At 63.2% G+C, this 15,196-nt stretch carries 14 protein-coding genes and 2 pseudogenes; 11 read left to right on the forward strand and 5 right to left on the reverse strand.

Annotated features, from left to right (window positions below; genetic code table 11):
* The first annotated feature begins 1,287 nt into the window (after positions 1-1,287).
* Both CO676_RS36195 and CO676_RS22580 read left to right on the forward strand, forming a co-directional pair.
* Positions 1,288-1,581 carry a hypothetical protein gene (locus CO676_RS36195; RefSeq protein ID WP_052728471.1) on the forward strand — a complete coding sequence of 98 codons (294 nt, stop codon included), beginning with the start codon at positions 1,288-1,290 and terminating at the stop codon, positions 1,579-1,581.
* Between the two features lie 781 nt (positions 1,582-2,362).
* Complete coding sequence (locus tag CO676_RS22580) at positions 2,363-3,289, forward strand: zincin-like metallopeptidase domain-containing protein (protein WP_097522717.1); 927 nt, start codon at positions 2,363-2,365, stop codon at positions 3,287-3,289.
* Between the two features lie 31 nt (positions 3,290-3,320).
* Here CO676_RS22580 and CO676_RS22585 read toward each other — a convergent pair.
* Positions 3,321-3,555: pseudogene (locus CO676_RS22585) on the reverse strand (MerR family transcriptional regulator); the annotation flags it as partial.
* On the opposite strand from CO676_RS22585, the gene CO676_RS36815 reads away from it, so the two are divergent.
* From CO676_RS36815 to CO676_RS36825, 3 genes are read left to right on the forward strand one after another with little or no spacing between them, the layout of a single operon-like run.
* On the forward strand, positions 3,485-3,919 hold the full coding sequence (locus CO676_RS36815; protein WP_280952045.1) for a hypothetical protein: 435 nt from the start codon (positions 3,485-3,487) through the stop codon (positions 3,917-3,919). The pseudogene CO676_RS22585 and the gene CO676_RS36815 overlap by 71 nt on opposite strands.
* On the forward strand, positions 3,916-3,975 hold the full coding sequence (locus CO676_RS36820) for a hypothetical protein (RefSeq protein WP_084726824.1): 60 nt from the start codon (positions 3,916-3,918) through the stop codon (positions 3,973-3,975). The genes CO676_RS36815 and CO676_RS36820 overlap by 4 nt, the downstream gene beginning before the upstream one ends.
* The gene (locus tag CO676_RS36825) at positions 3,972-4,241 is read left to right on the forward strand and encodes a hypothetical protein (RefSeq protein ID WP_097522719.1); all 270 of its coding nucleotides are present in this window, start codon (positions 3,972-3,974) and stop codon (positions 4,239-4,241) included. The genes CO676_RS36820 and CO676_RS36825 overlap by 4 nt, the downstream gene beginning before the upstream one ends.
* 34 nt (positions 4,242-4,275) lie before the next feature.
* On the opposite strand, the gene CO676_RS36830 is transcribed toward CO676_RS36825, so the two are convergent.
* On the reverse strand, positions 4,276-4,647 hold the full coding sequence (locus CO676_RS36830) for a hypothetical protein (protein ID WP_280952043.1): 372 nt from the start codon (positions 4,645-4,647) through the stop codon (positions 4,276-4,278).
* A 16-nt stretch (positions 4,648-4,663) separates the two neighbouring features.
* Here CO676_RS36830 and CO676_RS36835 point away from each other — a divergent pair, with 16 nt between their 5' ends.
* The 3 genes and pseudogenes from CO676_RS36835 (at position 4,664) to CO676_RS22620 (ending at position 6,853) form a co-directional block, all read left to right on the forward strand.
* Positions 4,664-5,473: an FAD-dependent oxidoreductase gene (locus CO676_RS36835; protein WP_280952044.1), complete on the forward strand. Its 810-nt coding sequence runs from the start codon at positions 4,664-4,666 to the stop codon at positions 5,471-5,473.
* A gap of 190 nt (positions 5,474-5,663) precedes the next feature.
* Positions 5,664-5,885: pseudogene (locus CO676_RS22610) on the forward strand (zincin-like metallopeptidase domain-containing protein); the annotation flags it as partial.
* 659 nt (positions 5,886-6,544) lie between these two features.
* The gene (locus tag CO676_RS22620) at positions 6,545-6,853 is read left to right on the forward strand and encodes a DUF736 domain-containing protein (protein WP_046118793.1); all 309 of its coding nucleotides are present in this window, start codon (positions 6,545-6,547) and stop codon (positions 6,851-6,853) included.
* 624 nt (positions 6,854-7,477) lie between these two features.
* On the opposite strand, the gene traG is transcribed toward CO676_RS22620, so the two are convergent.
* Genes traG through traC form a run of 3 tightly spaced genes read right to left on the reverse strand, consistent with a single transcriptional unit; the run spans position 7,478 to position 9,903 of the window.
* Positions 7,478-9,403, reverse strand: a complete 1,926-nt coding sequence (gene traG, locus CO676_RS22625; RefSeq protein WP_097522721.1) for a Ti-type conjugative transfer system protein TraG — start codon at positions 9,401-9,403, stop codon at positions 7,478-7,480.
* Complete coding sequence (locus tag CO676_RS22630; RefSeq protein WP_046118795.1) at positions 9,390-9,605, reverse strand: type IV conjugative transfer system coupling protein TraD; 216 nt, start codon at positions 9,603-9,605, stop codon at positions 9,390-9,392. Before CO676_RS22630 ends, traG begins: the two co-directional genes overlap by 14 nt.
* A 4-nt stretch (positions 9,606-9,609) precedes the next feature.
* A complete protein-coding gene (gene traC / locus CO676_RS22635; protein ID WP_097522722.1) occupies positions 9,610-9,903 on the reverse strand; it encodes a conjugal transfer protein TraC in 294 nt (97 codons plus the stop codon).
* 252 nt (positions 9,904-10,155) lie between these two features.
* Between traC and traA the strand changes: the two genes are divergently transcribed.
* From traA to CO676_RS22650, 3 genes are read left to right on the forward strand one after another with little or no spacing between them, the layout of a single operon-like run.
* Positions 10,156-13,479, forward strand: coding sequence for a Ti-type conjugative transfer relaxase TraA (gene traA / locus CO676_RS22640; protein WP_097522760.1), 3,324 nt, complete (start codon positions 10,156-10,158; stop codon positions 13,477-13,479).
* Positions 13,476-14,042, forward strand: coding sequence for a conjugative transfer signal peptidase TraF (gene traF / locus CO676_RS22645; RefSeq protein WP_097522723.1), 567 nt, complete (start codon positions 13,476-13,478; stop codon positions 14,040-14,042). Before traA ends, traF begins: the two co-directional genes overlap by 4 nt.
* Entirely contained in the window at positions 14,032-15,195 is a 1,164-nt protein-coding gene (locus CO676_RS22650; RefSeq protein ID WP_097522724.1) for a conjugal transfer protein TraB, read from the forward strand. The genes traF and CO676_RS22650 overlap by 11 nt, the downstream gene beginning before the upstream one ends.
* Position 15,196: the final 1 nt, after the last annotated feature.

Genomic DNA, 15,196 nt, shown 5'->3' on the forward strand with positions numbered 1-15,196 from the left:
GCTTCGGACAAAAGGTTCGAACAATCTGTTGCAATGTGGATTAATTTGCGCAATGTAAATAAGTGGCACAGAGGCCCGCGTAAGAGGAGTGCATCTTCAACCTTGGGAGAAGCTCATGAAACTGTCCCGCGTCCTTGCATTCCGCGGCTATCGCGATTGCCGCGGCATTTCCGGCGAGGGCCGGCGCGCCGGCCCTCTACTGTGCTCAAGGCGAGGGACGCGCGCGCTGTGGCAGCCGGCGCGACGTATGGCTTCAGATCACCCTGCGCAGGCGGCAGGGAGCATCCTTTCACGGAAAGGTCGGCTTGCTCCCAGAAGCCAACGCGGATTTCCTGCAACTCAGGCCCGAACTCGAACTCAGCTCCACTTGGGATAAGGAGCAGGAGGGGAGGCATCGGGCTTCACTGCGCTCTCCATCCCTCATCAAGAAGTCCCTAGGGAGTATATGGCCACCCGTTGGCCATCCTTTCGCCGGCGATGCTCTTGTTACGGTTTCCGAGGCCGATGGTCCGTAGTGCGCAGTGCACAACCTGGCGGTTGAATTGGGAAACCATGCTCTCACCCCACGAAAAATCGTGTCTTCGGTGGGTGTCCGAAGATAGATCTGTCGCCGAGATCGCTCTGATTCAGGGAAGATGTATCCCTGAAGTCGAACAAAGCCTTGCTCGTGCGCTCGCGGCGCTTGGAGCAAAATCGATAGATGAAGCGCTCATGAAGGCCAACCTCTCAACCTCCAAATAAAATCCCACCTCGAGTCGACGTGGCTTCCCGCCGTGATGGGGGATGTAGCGCAAACTTCATGCTTGGAGGTGCCGGTCAATCCCGCTCTCTTGTGATGGCGTATTGCGCGCCTCCGTATCTTCCTTAATCGATCCTTGGAGGGTCAACTAGCCGGCTGGGGCTGATCGCGCCCGGCTCCGGGCCTTTTGAGGAGCCATTGAGCGGGAACCGGTCCGCTCCCGATGGGACCTCTTCAAATGCCGCACGATCTTTCACACGCCTTCCAACCCCTCATGATTTCGGTCACGTCTAGCACGGCAGGGTATGCTACGCGATGGGCAGTCGGCAGCCTATATCCTCTGCGCCTATATGACCGGATGCGCGATTGGGGAGGTGCAGGCAAATGCAGCGCGGGTGTCTTTCCTTCACGCGCAGTGAAGATGGGATGATCATGCGTCATCGCGTTCGATCGGTCGCCTAGAGGGGTAGGTCAGACCAAGGTGAGCCGGCCGAGGGAATTACGATCGAGCTTGTAGCCAAGGCTGTCGAAGTTCTCGAGCGCCTGTCATGGCATCTGCCCATGGCCTCACGACGCTCTGGCCGGTGCTTATCGCAAGGCCCGTTTGCAAGGATCACCTCTCAGCCGAGATCGTTCGTCAGCTCAACCGCTTCCGCGACCATCTCAACGACCTGTTCGGCACACCGGACACACTGGCAATTCCGGACGGACCCGGTGATCGGCCCTGGCGGATCACGACGAGGCAGTTCAGACGCACGATCGCATGGCACATTGCCAACTGGCCCTTCGGCACAATCGCCGGCATGATTCAGTATAAACATGCTTCCGTTGCCGCCTTCTAGGCTATGCCGGCTCCAGCCAATTCGGCTTCCGCGCGGGGGTCGAGAACCAGCACAGTCTCGGCGAGCTCGATGATCTGTTGACTTATTTCGATGGGCGTCGGGCCGGCGCGACGCTGTCCGGACCCGCCGCAACGCCCATACCGAGACGCTCGACGGCCGACTGCTTCTTCGATCCCGGCACTGCCGCCTGCCTGAAGCAGGCAACTGATGCCAAAGGCCCGCTGATAGCGCATTGCCAGCCGACCCTTTGGCCCAATGCCTGCATCACCGCAAGACATCGGCCCGCCGGGGCCCGTTCAGCGCAAGAAGCCAGGAGCCTGTTGAAGGAGAAGCGGCTGTCCCATCTGCAGCGCAGTACCCTCTAACAAGACCTCGAGCGAATGACGGCGGTCCTGATCAGCATAGACGAGGTTCGGACCGCGTCTGGCTCCTGATGCTAAGCGGGCCGTGGCAGGCTTCGATCGCCGAGCGGGATGCGGGCATCGAGGGGCTGCGGCAGGAGCTGGCCAGATCTGTTGACGCCGGGTTTGTCGCCTTGCAGCGCTCGCGGCGAGACAACGCCGGCCGAGAGCCGCGCATCATCCAACCGTCCCGCGCGCGCTGATCATGGTCCGCGCCTTCTTCAGCTCGCCCGTCGAGGCAGGGCTCGGGTGTGGCAAACGCTGCCAGCCCATCAACCCTGTTCCGCACCAGCGCCGAGAACAGGGTGTGACGGGCCGGCCTCCCGCGTCTGCCCCTGCCGCCTCGCCCTCGACGGAGAGGGCGAGTTAAGGAGGCAGCAATGACCACAGATCGCACCCCCCAGACCCCGACTGATGTCTACGAGCGCGTCACCAGCCAGATCATCGCCGCTATCGAGGCCGAGGCCGGCGAGTACCGGATGCCCTGGCATCACGACGGATCGCCCATCACCACGCCCATCAACATCGCGTCAAGCAAGGCTTATCGCGGCGTAAACGTCATCGCACTCTGGGCCGCGGCCCACGCGGCCGGCTATCCCGCCGGTATCTGGGGCACTTATCGCCAATGGCAGGCGCTTGGCGCCCAAGTCCGCAAGGGCGAACGCGGTCACCTGGTCGTGTTCTGGAAGGTCGCCGATCGCCACGGCGAAGCAGACGACCAGGACGGCGACGCGGATAGCGACGAGCCCGGCCGGCACATGTTCGCCCGCGGCTATACGGTGTTCAACTGCGCGCAGGTCGACGGCTACACGCCGCCCGCAATGCCGGTGCTGCCCGAGGCCGAGCGAATCGAGCGGGCCGAACGCTTCTGCAGCGCCCTCGGCATCGAGATCCGGCACGGCGGCTCGCAGGCCTACTACCGTCCGTCCACCGATCACGTGCAGATGCCCGAGTTCGCCTGCTTCCGTGACGCCATCGCCTATTATACCGTGCTGCTTCACGAATGCGGCCACGCCTCCGGCGCCAGCCACCGCCTCGACCGCGACCTCTCCGGACGCTTCGGCTCCGCCACCTATGCGATGGAGGAATGCACGGTCGAACTCTTGAGCGCGATGATCTGCGCCGACCTCAGCCTCAGCGTCGAACCGCGGCCCGACCATGCCCGCTACATCGCCTCCTGGCTCGAGGTGCTGCGCTCCGACAAGCGCGCCATCTTCACCGCTGCGAGCAAGGCGCAGCAGATCGCCGACTGGATGCACGCGCAGCAGGCCGGCGCTCGCCAACACGAGGTTCGGGGCGCCGCATAGGCGCCCACGCAACTCGTTCAGTCACAGTTCGCTCCTTGAACAGCGTCTCGATCAGCGGAATTCCGGGAGCGTGCGGTCGCCGCACTGGGCAACGACGTCCTTGAGCACCCGTTCCATGCGCTTCAGGTCGGCGATCGCCGTCCGCGGTGGCTCGAGCAAAAGGCCGACCTTCTCAGAATAGCACACCGTCTCAGATTGCAGGCCGTCCGCCGGGCAAGCTCGGCCCGCTGCATACCTGTCACCCCGGCCCTCGGCAAGGCTGTCATTTCCACGCCGGCGACGCCGCCGAGCTTTGCCGTGCGGCCGGGCGTGACGTTTCCCGACTGCTCGGTAGTCACATCGCCGGCGGTCCCCGATGCCCTCAAGGCCATGGTCGGCTCCGACCATGTGGTCAATCGCTGGCGCGGTTATGATCCCGCCGCGGGTCGCGTGCGCGTCGCGCTGCTCCAGCTCTATGCCGAAGACGGACGCGCCCCGATGAGGAGCGCGCTGGGGGAGCGTGCGGGACTCAGCGAGACGGCCATCCGGCCTCTGCTCGCAGACCTGCGCCGGCGCGACCTCGTCGTTCTCGATGGTGATCGGATCGTCGGTGCCATCCCGTCACCGACGGCGAGACGGGCCATCGGGTGACACTGGATGGACGCGTGCTCAACGCCATATGCGCGGTGGATGCGCTCGGACCATGACCGATCGCGAATCGCAATCGCCGCGAGCTCGCCTGCGCGCCACCGCCTTTGTCTGCTTGGACGAACATCTCTCCGCCTGGCGCAGCGCACGTTCCGCCGAGCAGCCCCGGTTTCGGCAGACGATCGCGGAAGGACTGGAGGCCGGGCGCGCGCTGTTCGGGCCGAGCCTCGCCGGTCTCGATCACGGCGCCGAAGAGCACGACGGGAGCCAGCCGCCCTCTCCGCGCCAAGGGTGGCAATGGGAGGCGCCCACAACGTCGTGGTGATTAGCGCCGGCTCGGTCGCGATCACGGCCGCTGATCAGGGTGCCCAAGTCGCACGCGACGGCAGCGGCACCATCAGGGGCACCTGCGTCAATGTCGGCTGCGTGCCGCCGAAGACGCTGATCCGCGCCGCCGAGACCCTGCACAATGCGCGCGCGGCGGTCCGCTTGCCGGCACACGGCGCAGGCCGAACTGAGCGACTGGCGCGGAACCATTCGCCCAGGAGGATGCGCTCGTCTCCGCGCTGCGCCAGGCCAAGTATGTCGAGCTGCTGCCCGCCTACAACGGCATCGCTTATCGCAACGAGCCGGCGCGCCTCACCGACGGCGGTGTCGAGGTGAACCGCACGCGCATTCCTGCCGGCAAGATCATCATCGCCACCGGTGCGCGGCCGGCCCCTACCCGCCATCCCGGGCATCCACACTGTGCCGTATCTGACGAGGACCACGGCGCTCGACCTTGAGGAACTGCCGCGCTCGCTGCTCGTCATCGGCGGTGGCTATATCGGCGGCGAACTCGTCCAGTTATTTGCTCGCGCCGGAGTCAAGGTGACGCTCGTCTGTCGGTCGCGCCTGGTGCCCCAGGCCGAACCGGAAATCGGCGCGACGCTGACGGGGTATTTCGAGGACGAGGGGATCACCGTCGTCTCCGGCATTGCCCACCGCGCGATCCGCAAGACCGAGGACGGCGTCTTGTTGACCATCACGCGTGACGGCCAAGATGGTGCGATCGAAGCGGATCAGGTGCTGATCGCAACCCATCGCACGCCCAACATCGAAGGCCTTGGCCTTGCCGAACACGGCATCGCCATCTCGCCGACAGGCGGCATCGTCGTCGACGACGCATGCGTACGACCACGGCCGGCATCTATGCCGCCGGCGACCGGCCGCGACCACTTTGTCTACATGGCCGCCTACGGCGCCAAGCTCGCGGCGAAGAGCGCCCTCGACGGCGACAATCTGCGTTACGACAACAGCGCAATGCCGGCCATCGTATTCACCGATCCGCAGGTGGCGAGCGTCGGGTTGACCGAGACGGCGGCGAGTGCCGCCGGACAAGCCGTGCGGGTCTCGACGATCGCTCTCGACCAGGCGCCCCGTGCGCTTGCGGCTCGCGACACCCGCGGCCTCATCAAGCTTGCCACCGACGCTGGCAGCGGTCGTCTGCTCGGCGCCCACATCCTCGCGCCGGAAGGCGCCGACAGCATCCAGACCGCGACGCTGGCGATCCGATAGGGCCCTACCGTCAACGATATCGCGGAGACGATCTTTTCCATAGCTCACGACCGTCGAGGGCTTCAAGCTCGCGGCACTGGCCTTCGACAAGGCCGTCGCCAGGCTGTCGTGCTGTGCCGGCAGAACAACGCTGTTGGCAGCGGTTTACCTGGGGGAATTCGCTCAATCGCTGCTGCCTGCTTGACTGTCAGAATATGTTGCCGAGCTTGGCAGCTGCTTCCTATGCGCCGACCTCGGCATCGCGCCGGAACTCGAGCCGCGGCAGGATCACGTGTCATACCTTCAGTCCTGGCTCACGGTCCTATCAGGAGACAAGCGGGCGATCATCCACGCCGCGGCGCATGCCCAGCGTGCCGCTGCCTATCTTCATGATGTTCAGCCGGCGGAGCAGCAAGACCGGCAGGCGGCTTGAAACAGGCTAAAGCAGCTCCCGGCGTCCCGCAATCAGGACTGGTGCCGCCAACGGCGGTGGCCGACTCCACCACCGGCTCGGTCTTCATCTGCAGTCTTTATCTCTTCGCAAGTCCAGCTTGCCCAGATCGAGGTCTTCTGTGGGCCGAATTTCGGCTTGCGGGACGGCTTGATTTCGGCGGTGAACGGCTTTGTCTCTTGCGCGTGGATCCTCTTGGGCAGAACGATTCGCGCTGCAACGATATACCGCGTATGGATCCATGCAAGTGGCGCCTCTGCGGAGCTCCAAACGGAGATGTTGGCGGCAAACGACCTGGCATCCGGCGCAGTTTCACCTATGAGCCGTTTGAACAGATGCGATCGCACGGTGCTAGAGTCACCATGCTCCTCCTCCTCATTGTCGCCGGCGCTCCCTCTCGGGGGCTCGATGAGGCATGTCTGACCGGAGAACGGCTTCGCCTCGATCGTCCTCCCGCAACGCCCTGCAGAACTTTCTTCCCTTGGCGACTCCGCCACCATTCCTCGCGGAACAACAAAGTTCCTCCCGGCCGCCCTCCATTTCATTCCGGCCCTTCAGGTGCGGTCCGATCGTCCCCGGTCTTTGCGACAGCCATCGAGGCCGCGAAGGGCGCGGCCCGAAACAGCGAAAGGAACATGACAATGGCAACTATCGGTACCTTCACGTCCACCGGAAACGGCTTCACCGGCTCGATCCGCACTCTCGCCCTCAACGTCAAGGCTCGCATCGCCCGCGTCGAAAACCCCTCTGATAAGGGCGCACACTTCCGCATCTACGCGGGCGCTGTCGAACTGGGCGCCGCCTGGCAGAAGACCTCCGAGCAGGGCCGCGATTACCTCTCGGTCAAGCTCGACGACCCGAGCTTCCCGGCTCCGATCTACGCGACGCTGGTGGAAGTGGAAGGCGAAGATGGCCTCCAGCTTATCTGGTCCCGCCCAAACCGCGACTGAAGCGCCTGCCAGCCCCGCCCGGATCCGGGCGGGGCTCTTTCTCGTCAGCAATTACAGTAATGCTGTATTTGCTGGATTTGCGTCTATCTAGGCGAATATATTGGTCGGCTCCCCGGTACTTTGGGGAGAATGACGAATGACACGCCAGCCTCCGGCGTACGGCTCTATTCGCCGGTGCGAACGGAGTCCGCGAGCGGGCTATGATCCTTTCGCGATAGCTCAAACACGAAACTGAGCCTAAAACCGAGGCAATCCGCGAGAACGCCTCCGGTACGCAGGCGGTGCCTCCAGCGCGGCCTTTCTTCCCTGCGCAGAGCCGCAAGGTGCACTGCCACCTCGATTAGGATCGATACAGGCGGGAATGCACGAGAGGACCGATGTGCGGCCCCGAGAAACTTCGCCTTCGAGATCCGTGCCACCACGGCATAGCCGTCTACGCGACCAGGCAGGAGGCATCACAAATTCGTTCGGAACCTCTTCATCTCAGGGCTATCGAGAGACTCATCATGTCCGCCGAGTTCAAAGAAAACCGGCTTTGTCGAGCCAATCTATGAATCCGGAAAGCACTCCTTGGGCCGGCGAGTCATGAAGACGGCCGGGCGATCCGTAGCGCAAGTTGACCAATCAGGGTAGACGAGGCGCGCCTAAAAACCGGCTTGGCTGAACGCATCCGCGCATGTCGTCTCGCCGGAACCAGATCGCTCGTCCACAGCGAAGCGGCGGGTTACCGGCAGTGAAGACGATCTGCTCGTCTGCCCGGATGCGAAGAACCTCATGCGCCTGGATTAGCGGCCGCGCCGCCAATTGCTTCGAGCGCGTTCGTGAGGATCCTTTCGCCTGGAAACTGCGGCTGACCTGGTCGATTTCGACCGTGGTCATGCCGCAGCGCTTGGAGATGTAGTCCGCCGTCTCCGGATCGTTGATCGCAGCGAACGAAATCCAGCTCGCGCTCTCGAACCATTTGCTCGCCGCGTCGCGGCCGCCATAGGTCTCGCGCATCTGCCCAATCGACTGATAGATCATCGTGAGCGTGATCCCGTACTTGCGCCCGGCGTCGCGCGCGGTCTCGAGGATTCGCATGTAGCCGAGCCGCGCGACCTCATCGAGAAGGAAGAGCGCCCTCCCCCTCACCTCGCCGTCGCGATTGTAGATCGCGTTGAGGAACGAACCGATGATCACGCGCGCAAGACCGGCATGGGTCTCTAATGTCTTCAGGTCGATGTTGATGAACACATCGGTCTCGCCGGCAGCAAGCGCGTCAGTCGAGAAGGTCGCACCGGACACGAGCGCGGCATAGTTGGGATAGGACAGCCAGTGGGTTTCCTTGACCGCATTGGCGTAGACGCCGGAGAAGGTTTCCGGCGTCATGTTGACGAACGCAGCCACGTTTTCTTTCACGAAATCCGAGTTCGAATTGTCGTAGATCGACTGCAGCCGCTCGCGTAGTTTCGGTTCCGGTTCCGCCAGATTGGAACGCACCTGACGCAAGGTCTGGTTCTCTGGGTCCGTATGACCGGACAGGCAGACGTCGGCGATCAGTGCGGTCAACAGCTGCAGCGCCGAGGCGCGGAAGAAGTCGTCGCGGACACTGCGCGCGCCGCCGCTGTCGCTCATGATCCATGACGCGACCGAGGCGATGTCTTCCTCCTTCGTCCCGCCGAAGCGGCCGATCCAGTCGAGCGCGTTGAACCCGGTTTCCGGTTCTTTCGGATCGAGAATGCGGATGAAGCGTGCCGCGCCTTTGCGATGGTCATGGATCATCGGCGCCACTTCGTTCGAAGGATCGAGGACAACAAGTGCCCCGCCCCATTTGAGCGCTGTCGGGATTGTCACCGACGTCGTCTTGAAACCGCCCGAACCCGCGAAGACGATCCCGTGCGAGGATCCGAACGAACCGTCGAAGCAAAGCAGCGGCGACTTGCCGCCGGCGCCCCAGGTTTCGGGATCATCGGCGCGAAACGAGCGCGCCGCCGTGCTGTCCTTGTCAACTCGGTAGCGCTCGCCAATGACGATGCCGCCGGTATCGGGGAAGAGCTTTGCCGCTTCCTGCATCTTCATCCAGTCGGCCTGACCATGCAGCGCCCTTTGTCCCCGGATGCGTGTCGGCTCGGCACGCGCGAAGGCGGCATTGCCGATCAGCGCGACGCGCAGCGCAAAACATCCCGCCATCAACGCCGCCGTCGCACCGACCATCGTTGCATGATCAAGGTACGAGGTGATGGACGTTCCGTCCGGCACTTGCCCGGCGAATGCGGCGAGACGGTTCGCCTCGCGCGTCGTCGCGACCAACATCGTTGTCGCGCTTCCCGTCAGGGCGCCCCAACCGGCCACTTTGACGCTCGCCGAGCCGGCGTTCGCGAACAGGAAAATCACGCCGACCGCCGCGGCGGCGACATAGGGCAAGGCGATCCCGACCCTGCCCAAAGTCAGCCTCTCGGCATCGGTCTTGCCGAAGGCCGACAGCCATTGCTCGATCCCGGTCATGCCGATGACGGCCAAAACCATCAGCACGACAGGCGCGACAGCGAGTGTGATCCTATTCGCCGTCATCGCCGAACGCCTCCGCGCCTATCGCGATCAACCGCGCCCGCTCACCTTCGTCGGAATTCAGCCGCTGACTGAGTTCGACCAATGCCCCGAGCAGGAGCGCGCGCTTCTCATACCGCAAGCCCGCCTTCACGATCAGGCCGCCGAGTTCGATCTTCTCCCGCGTGTCCTTCTTGCGGGCGTCGGATGTCGTCGTCCTCGCCATTCGCTCAAGCCTCGCCAAGGCCGCTCTGAGCCGTGCCAGCTGGGACCGCGGTCGACGCCGATCCGATGCCGTCGCCGGCGCCCTTCTTTCCTCCGGTCGTATTTCCCTGATCCCCGCGAAAGCGTTTTGCCAGGCTCTCGAAGGCCGCCTGAAGCTCGGCTTCCTCGATCTTGATGTCTCCAAGGCCAGCCTTGAGGGCAATCCGGCCGATGCGCTCGGCGTCGCGGGTTTCCGCGGCCTTGAGCTGTTCCTGCAGCTTGGCGATTTCGTCGCGGATTTTCGAGGTTGGTTTTTTCATTCCGTCCGTCTCCCTGGCTGAGAAAGCTTGTCTTTCGAAGCCAGTTTTTCCGAACAGAGTGCGGCACGCACTACTGTGAATCCTACAATCGCCAACGGCGATGCTTTGGTGAATGATCCCGGCCGTTCCGAAGGAGCGGCTTCCAAGGGCGCAATTATACGTCGCCAATGCGACGCTCTGCTTTTGACCCCGGCTGGGCTGCCGCTCCCGACGAACCTGTTGAATCTGTTCACAATCGGAGCTCAGACCGCCGTGGCCGTTCCTCATTTCTCCGTCAGTGTCGTCGCCCGCGGCTCCGGCCGCAGCGCCGTGCTGTCGGCGGCTTATCGCCACTGCGCCAAGATGGAATACGAGCGGGAAGCGCGGACAATCGACTACACCCGCAAGCAGGGCCTCCTGCACGAAGAGTTCGTCATCCCGGCCGATGCACCCGAATGGCTGCAGGCAATGATTGCCGATCGCTCGGTCTCCGGCGCGTCGGAAGCCTTCTGGAACAAGGTCGAGGAGTTCGAAAAGCGCTCCGATGCTCAGCTCGCCAAGGATGTGACGATTGCGCTGCCGGTCGAGCTGACAGCCGAGCAGAACATCGCGCTCGTCCGCGACTTCGTCGAGCGGCACATCACCGCCCAGGGCATGGTGGCGGACTGGGTCTATCACGATGCGCCGGGCAACCCGCATGTCCATCTGATGACGACCCTTCGGCCGCTCACCGAGGACGGGTTCGGCGGCAAGAAGGTCGCGGTTCTTGGACCGGACGGCAATCCGCTCCGCAACGACGCCGGCAAGATCGTCTACGAGCTTTGGGCCGGAAGCCTCGAGGATTTCAACGCCTTTCGCGACGGCTGGTTTGCCTGCCAGAACCGGCACCTGGCAATGGCCGGACTCGACATTCGCATCGATGGCCGATCCTTCAAAAAGCAGGGCATCGAAGTCGAGCCGACCATCCATATCGGTGTCGGCGCGACGGCCATCGGCCGGAAGGTGGAGCAGGCGACGACACAATCGTCGGCCGGATCACCAAAGCTCGAACGGATCGAACTGCAGGAGGCGCGGCAAAGCGAGAACGCACGTCGGATTGAGCGCCGACCGGAGATCGTCCTCCACCTGATCACCCGTGAGAAGAGCGTCTTCGATGAACGCGACGTGGCAAAGATCCTGCATCGCTATATCGATGATGCCGCCCTGTTCCAAAGCCTGATGGTTCGCGTCCTGCAGTGCCCCGAAGCGCTCCGTCTCGAGCGCGAGCGGATCGCATTCGCGACCGGCACACGGGTGCCGGCTAAGTACACGACGCGCGAGCTGATCCGGCTCGAAGCGGAGATGGCCAACCGCGCGATCTGGCTCTCGGGGCGATCTTCACATGGCGTCCGGGAAGCAGTGCTGGAGGCGACGTTTGCGCGCCATTCGCGCTTGTCGGAGGAGCAGAAGACCGCGATCGAACATGTGGCAGGATCCGAGCGGATCGCAGCCGTCATCGGTCGCGCCGGCGCCGGCAAGACGACGATGATGAGAGCCGCACGCGAGGCGTGGCAAGCAGCCGGATACCGTGTCGTCGGTGGCGCGCTTGCCGGTAAAGCGGCGGAGGGTTTGGAGAAGGAAGCAGGGATCGCCTCGCGCACGCTTTCGTCCTGGGAGCTTCGGTGGAACAAAGGCCGAAACCAGCTCGACGCAAAGACTATCTTCGTTCTCGACGAGGCCGGCATGGTGTCGTCACGGCAGATGGCGCACCTGGTCGAGACCGTAACCAAGGCCGGCGCCAAGCTTGTCCTCGTCGGCGATCCGGAACAACTCCAGCCTATCGAAGCCGGGGCCGCATTCCGCGCGATTGCCGATCGCATCGGTTATGCCGAACTCGAAACCATCTATCGTCAGCGCGAACAATGGATGCGCGAGGCTTCGCTCGATCTCGCCCGCGGCAATATCAGCAAGGCTGTCGATGCCTATACCGCACAGGGTCGAATGATCGGTTTGAGGCTGAAGGACGAGGCAGTCGATACCCTCATCGCCGATTGGAGCCGTGATTACGATCCGACTACGACGACACTGATCCTCGCTCATCTCCGTCGCGACGTGCGGATGCTCAACGAGATGGCGCGCTCCGAGCTTGTCGAGCGCGGCATTATTGGCGAAGGTTTTGCTTTCCGGACGGAGGACGGACACCGCAACTTTGCGATCGGCGACCAGATCGTTTTCCTGAAGAACGAGGGCTCGCTCGGCGTCAAGAATGGCATGCTCGGCAAGGTCGTCGAAGCCGCGCAAAACCGCATCGTGGCAGAGATCGGCGAAGGCGAGCACTGCCGCCAGGTTACCGTCGAACAGCGCTTCTACAACAATCTCGACCATGGCTATGCCACCACGATCCATAAGAGCCAGGGCGCCACCGTCGACAGGGTCAGGGTGCTCGCGTCCCTCTCCCTCAATCGGCATCTGACCTATGTGGCGATGACGCGTCATCGCGAGGATCTCCGCGTCTATTACGGCACCCGATCCTTCGCGTTCGCCGGCAGTCTGATCAAGATCCTGTCGCGAAAGAACGCCAAAGAAACCACGCTCGATTACGAGAAGGCCACCTTCTACCGCCAGGCCCTCCGTTTCGCCGAAGCCCGCGGCCTGCATATCGTCAACGTCGCCCGAACACTTGCCCGCGACCGGCTCGAATGGACGATCCGCCAGAAACAGAAACTGACTGATCTGGCTCACAGGTTCCTCGCCATCGGTGCCAAGCTCGGCCTCGGTGCCAGTACCAAACCGACCCATTCCCAAAGCAGCAAGGAGGCCAGCCCGATGGTTGCCGGTATCGCGACATTCCCGAAATCGGTCGAGCAGGCGGTTGCCGATAAGCTCGAATCCGATCCTGGTCTGAAGAAGCAATGGGAAGATGTCTCGACCCGCTTCCATCTCGTCTATGCGCAGCCGGAAGCGGCCTTCAAGACGGTCAATGTCGACGCCATGCTGAAGGATGAGACCGTCGCCAAATCGACGCTTGCGAAGATCGCCAGCAAGCCGGAAAGTTTTGGTGCGCTCAAGGGGAAAACCGGCTTGCTCGCGAGCCGCGCCGATAAGCAGGATCGCGAGAGGGCGGAACGCAACGTTCCCGCTCTTGCTCAAAGTCTCGGCGATTACCTGCGCCAGCGCAGTCAGGCCGAACAACGCTATCAGGCCGATGAACTGGCGGCCCGTCGCAAGGTGTCGATCGACATCCCGGCGCTCTCTCCGAATGCACGCCAGACGCTCGAGCGCGTGCGGGACGCCATCGACCGCAATGACCTTCCCTCAGCGCTCGAGTTCGCACTTGCGGACAAGATGGTGAAGGCGGAACTCGAGGGATTTGCCAAAGCTGTCGCCGAACGTTTCGGCGAGCGGACCTTCGTGCCGTTGGCTGCGAAGGACACGAGCGGAGAGACCTTCAAGACGATCACCGCCGGCTTGAGCCCCGGTCAGAAAGCGGAGGTCCAGTCAGCCTGGAGCCTGATGGGCGCAGTGCAGAAGCTCGGTGCCCATGAGCGAACGACCGAGGCCCTGAAACAAGCCGAGACACTGCGGCAGACGAAGAGCCAAGGGATGTCGCTGAAATGACTATCCCTTTCATTGCAGCGGCGCTGAGGAGGCGACGCAATAGAGGGCTCCTGTTCGGCTTCGCCACCATCACAATGGCCTTGCTGGGAACGATCTCGGTCGCCTGGTTCGGCGGCTACCGGATCAATCTCACGCCGAGCGAACGTCTCGGTCTCTGGCGTATCATCGAGCTCGACAGACCGGCCGCCGCTGGCGATCTCGTTCTCAGTTGTCCACCTCAAACCTCGGCCATGCGCGAGGCAAAGATGCGTGGTTACCTGCGCGCCGGCCTCTGCCCCGGCGGCATCGCGCCGCTCATCAAGACGATCATCGCCGTCGCCGGACAGCGCGTCGACATTGGCATCGGCGTCAGCATCGATGGACATCCGGTCCGCTTCTCCGCTCTTCAGCACCGGGACGGAAAGGGACGACCGTTGACGCCGTTCGGAGGCGGGATCGTGCCGGCGGGTTACGTCTTCCTGCACTCGCCGTTCGTCGGCTCCTACGACTCTCGCTATTTCGGTCCGATCCCGGCTGCAGGCATTCTCGGCCTGGCGCACGAGGTACTGACCTATGCGCCGTGATTACCTACAGCCGGCAGTGCTGACGGTCGCGTCTGTTCTTGCCGGAATGATTGGGTGGAGCGGCCATGTCCTGCTCCTTCCGGCGGCGCTGGGTTTCCCCGTCCTATGGGGGCATGCGCGATCGAGGTACGTGGCGGCAATAGTTTCGGCCGGATATTTCCTCGCGGCATCCCGTTGTCTGCCGCAGGGCGTGGCGTCTTTCTACGCCTCCGATCTTTGGCCGGGCTTATTGCTATGGCTGTGCGCCTCGGGGAGCTTTGTTGCCGCGCATACCGTGCTCTGGACCAAGCGCCCTGACCGTCGACAGTTTCGCTACCTGGTGGCGGCCGCGCTCATGGCGGTGCCTCCGTTCGGCATCACCGGCTGGGCGCATCCCGTAACATCGGCGGGCGTTCTATTTCCTGGATGGGGATGGTGGGGATTGGCGGCGATGACAGCCGGCCTCATGGGCCTCCTAACCCGCATGTGGCCGGCTGTCGCGATCGCCTTCACAGGCTTTTGGTTCTGGTCCGCCGCAAACTGGACCGAGCCGAAGATACCTGAGGGTTGGCAGGGCGTCGATCTCGAACTGGGGGCATCGCTCGGCCGTGAGGCCAGCATTCAGCGGCACCGTGATCTGATTGCAACGGTGAAGGATCGTGCATCCCGCGGTATCCGGAACGTCGTTCTGCCCGAAAGCGCACTGGGATTTTGGACGCCGACGGTCGAACGGCTCTGGGTCAGGGCTCTTCAGGGCACGGAGATTTTCGTGGTCGCCGGCGCCGCCGTCGTCGATGCTGAGGGATATGATAATGTGCTTGTCGCGATCTCTGCCGACGGGGGCAAGGTCCTATATCGCGAGCGAATGCCGGTCCCCGGCTCGATGTGGCAGCCGTGGCGGTTGCGGTTTGGTGACAGCGGCCGTGCCCGGGCGCATTTCTTTGCCAATCCATTCTCGGCTGTAGGTGATCGTCAGGTCGCGCCCCTCATTTGCTATGAGCAACTGATCGTCTGGCCGGCACTACAATCGATGCTCTACGACCCAGACCTGATCCTTGCGGTCGGAAACGGATGGTGGACCCAAGGGACATCCATCGTCGCCATCCAACACGCGAGTGCTGTCGCATGGGCGAACCTCTTCGCAAAGCCGCTTGTTCTTTCCTTCAACACCTAAC

Origin of the sequence: Sinorhizobium sp. BJ1 (assembly GCF_002531555.1) — a bacterium.
Taxonomy (GTDB): domain Bacteria; phylum Pseudomonadota; class Alphaproteobacteria; order Rhizobiales; family Rhizobiaceae; genus Sinorhizobium; species Sinorhizobium fredii_B.

What these genes read in the sequence shown, in the direction of transcription:
- CO676_RS36195 (WP_052728471.1), top strand. Translation starts at nt 1,288, where the DNA reads ATGGCATCTGCCCATGGCCTCACGACGCTCTGGCCGGTGCTTATCGCA.
- CO676_RS36825 (WP_097522719.1), top strand. Translation starts at nt 3,972, where the DNA reads ATGACCGATCGCGAATCGCAATCGCCGCGAGCTCGCCTGCGCGCCACC.
- CO676_RS22650 (WP_097522724.1), top strand. Translation starts at nt 14,032, where the DNA reads ATGCGCCGTGATTACCTACAGCCGGCAGTGCTGACGGTCGCGTCTGTT.
- CO676_RS36830 (WP_280952043.1), bottom strand. Translation starts at nt 4,647, where the DNA reads ATGGCGGGTAGGGGCCGGCCGCGCACCGGTGGCGATGATGATCTTGCC.
- traC (WP_097522722.1), bottom strand. Translation starts at nt 9,903, where the DNA reads ATGAAAAAACCAACCTCGAAAATCCGCGACGAAATCGCCAAGCTGCAG.
- CO676_RS22620 (WP_046118793.1), top strand. Translation starts at nt 6,545, where the DNA reads ATGGCAACTATCGGTACCTTCACGTCCACCGGAAACGGCTTCACCGGC.
- traF (WP_097522723.1), top strand. Translation starts at nt 13,476, where the DNA reads ATGACTATCCCTTTCATTGCAGCGGCGCTGAGGAGGCGACGCAATAGA.
- CO676_RS22580 (WP_097522717.1), top strand. Translation starts at nt 2,363, where the DNA reads ATGACCACAGATCGCACCCCCCAGACCCCGACTGATGTCTACGAGCGC.
- CO676_RS22630 (WP_046118795.1), bottom strand. Translation starts at nt 9,605, where the DNA reads ATGGCGAGGACGACGACATCCGACGCCCGCAAGAAGGACACGCGGGAG.
- traG (WP_097522721.1), bottom strand. Translation starts at nt 9,403, where the DNA reads ATGACGGCGAATAGGATCACACTCGCTGTCGCGCCTGTCGTGCTGATG.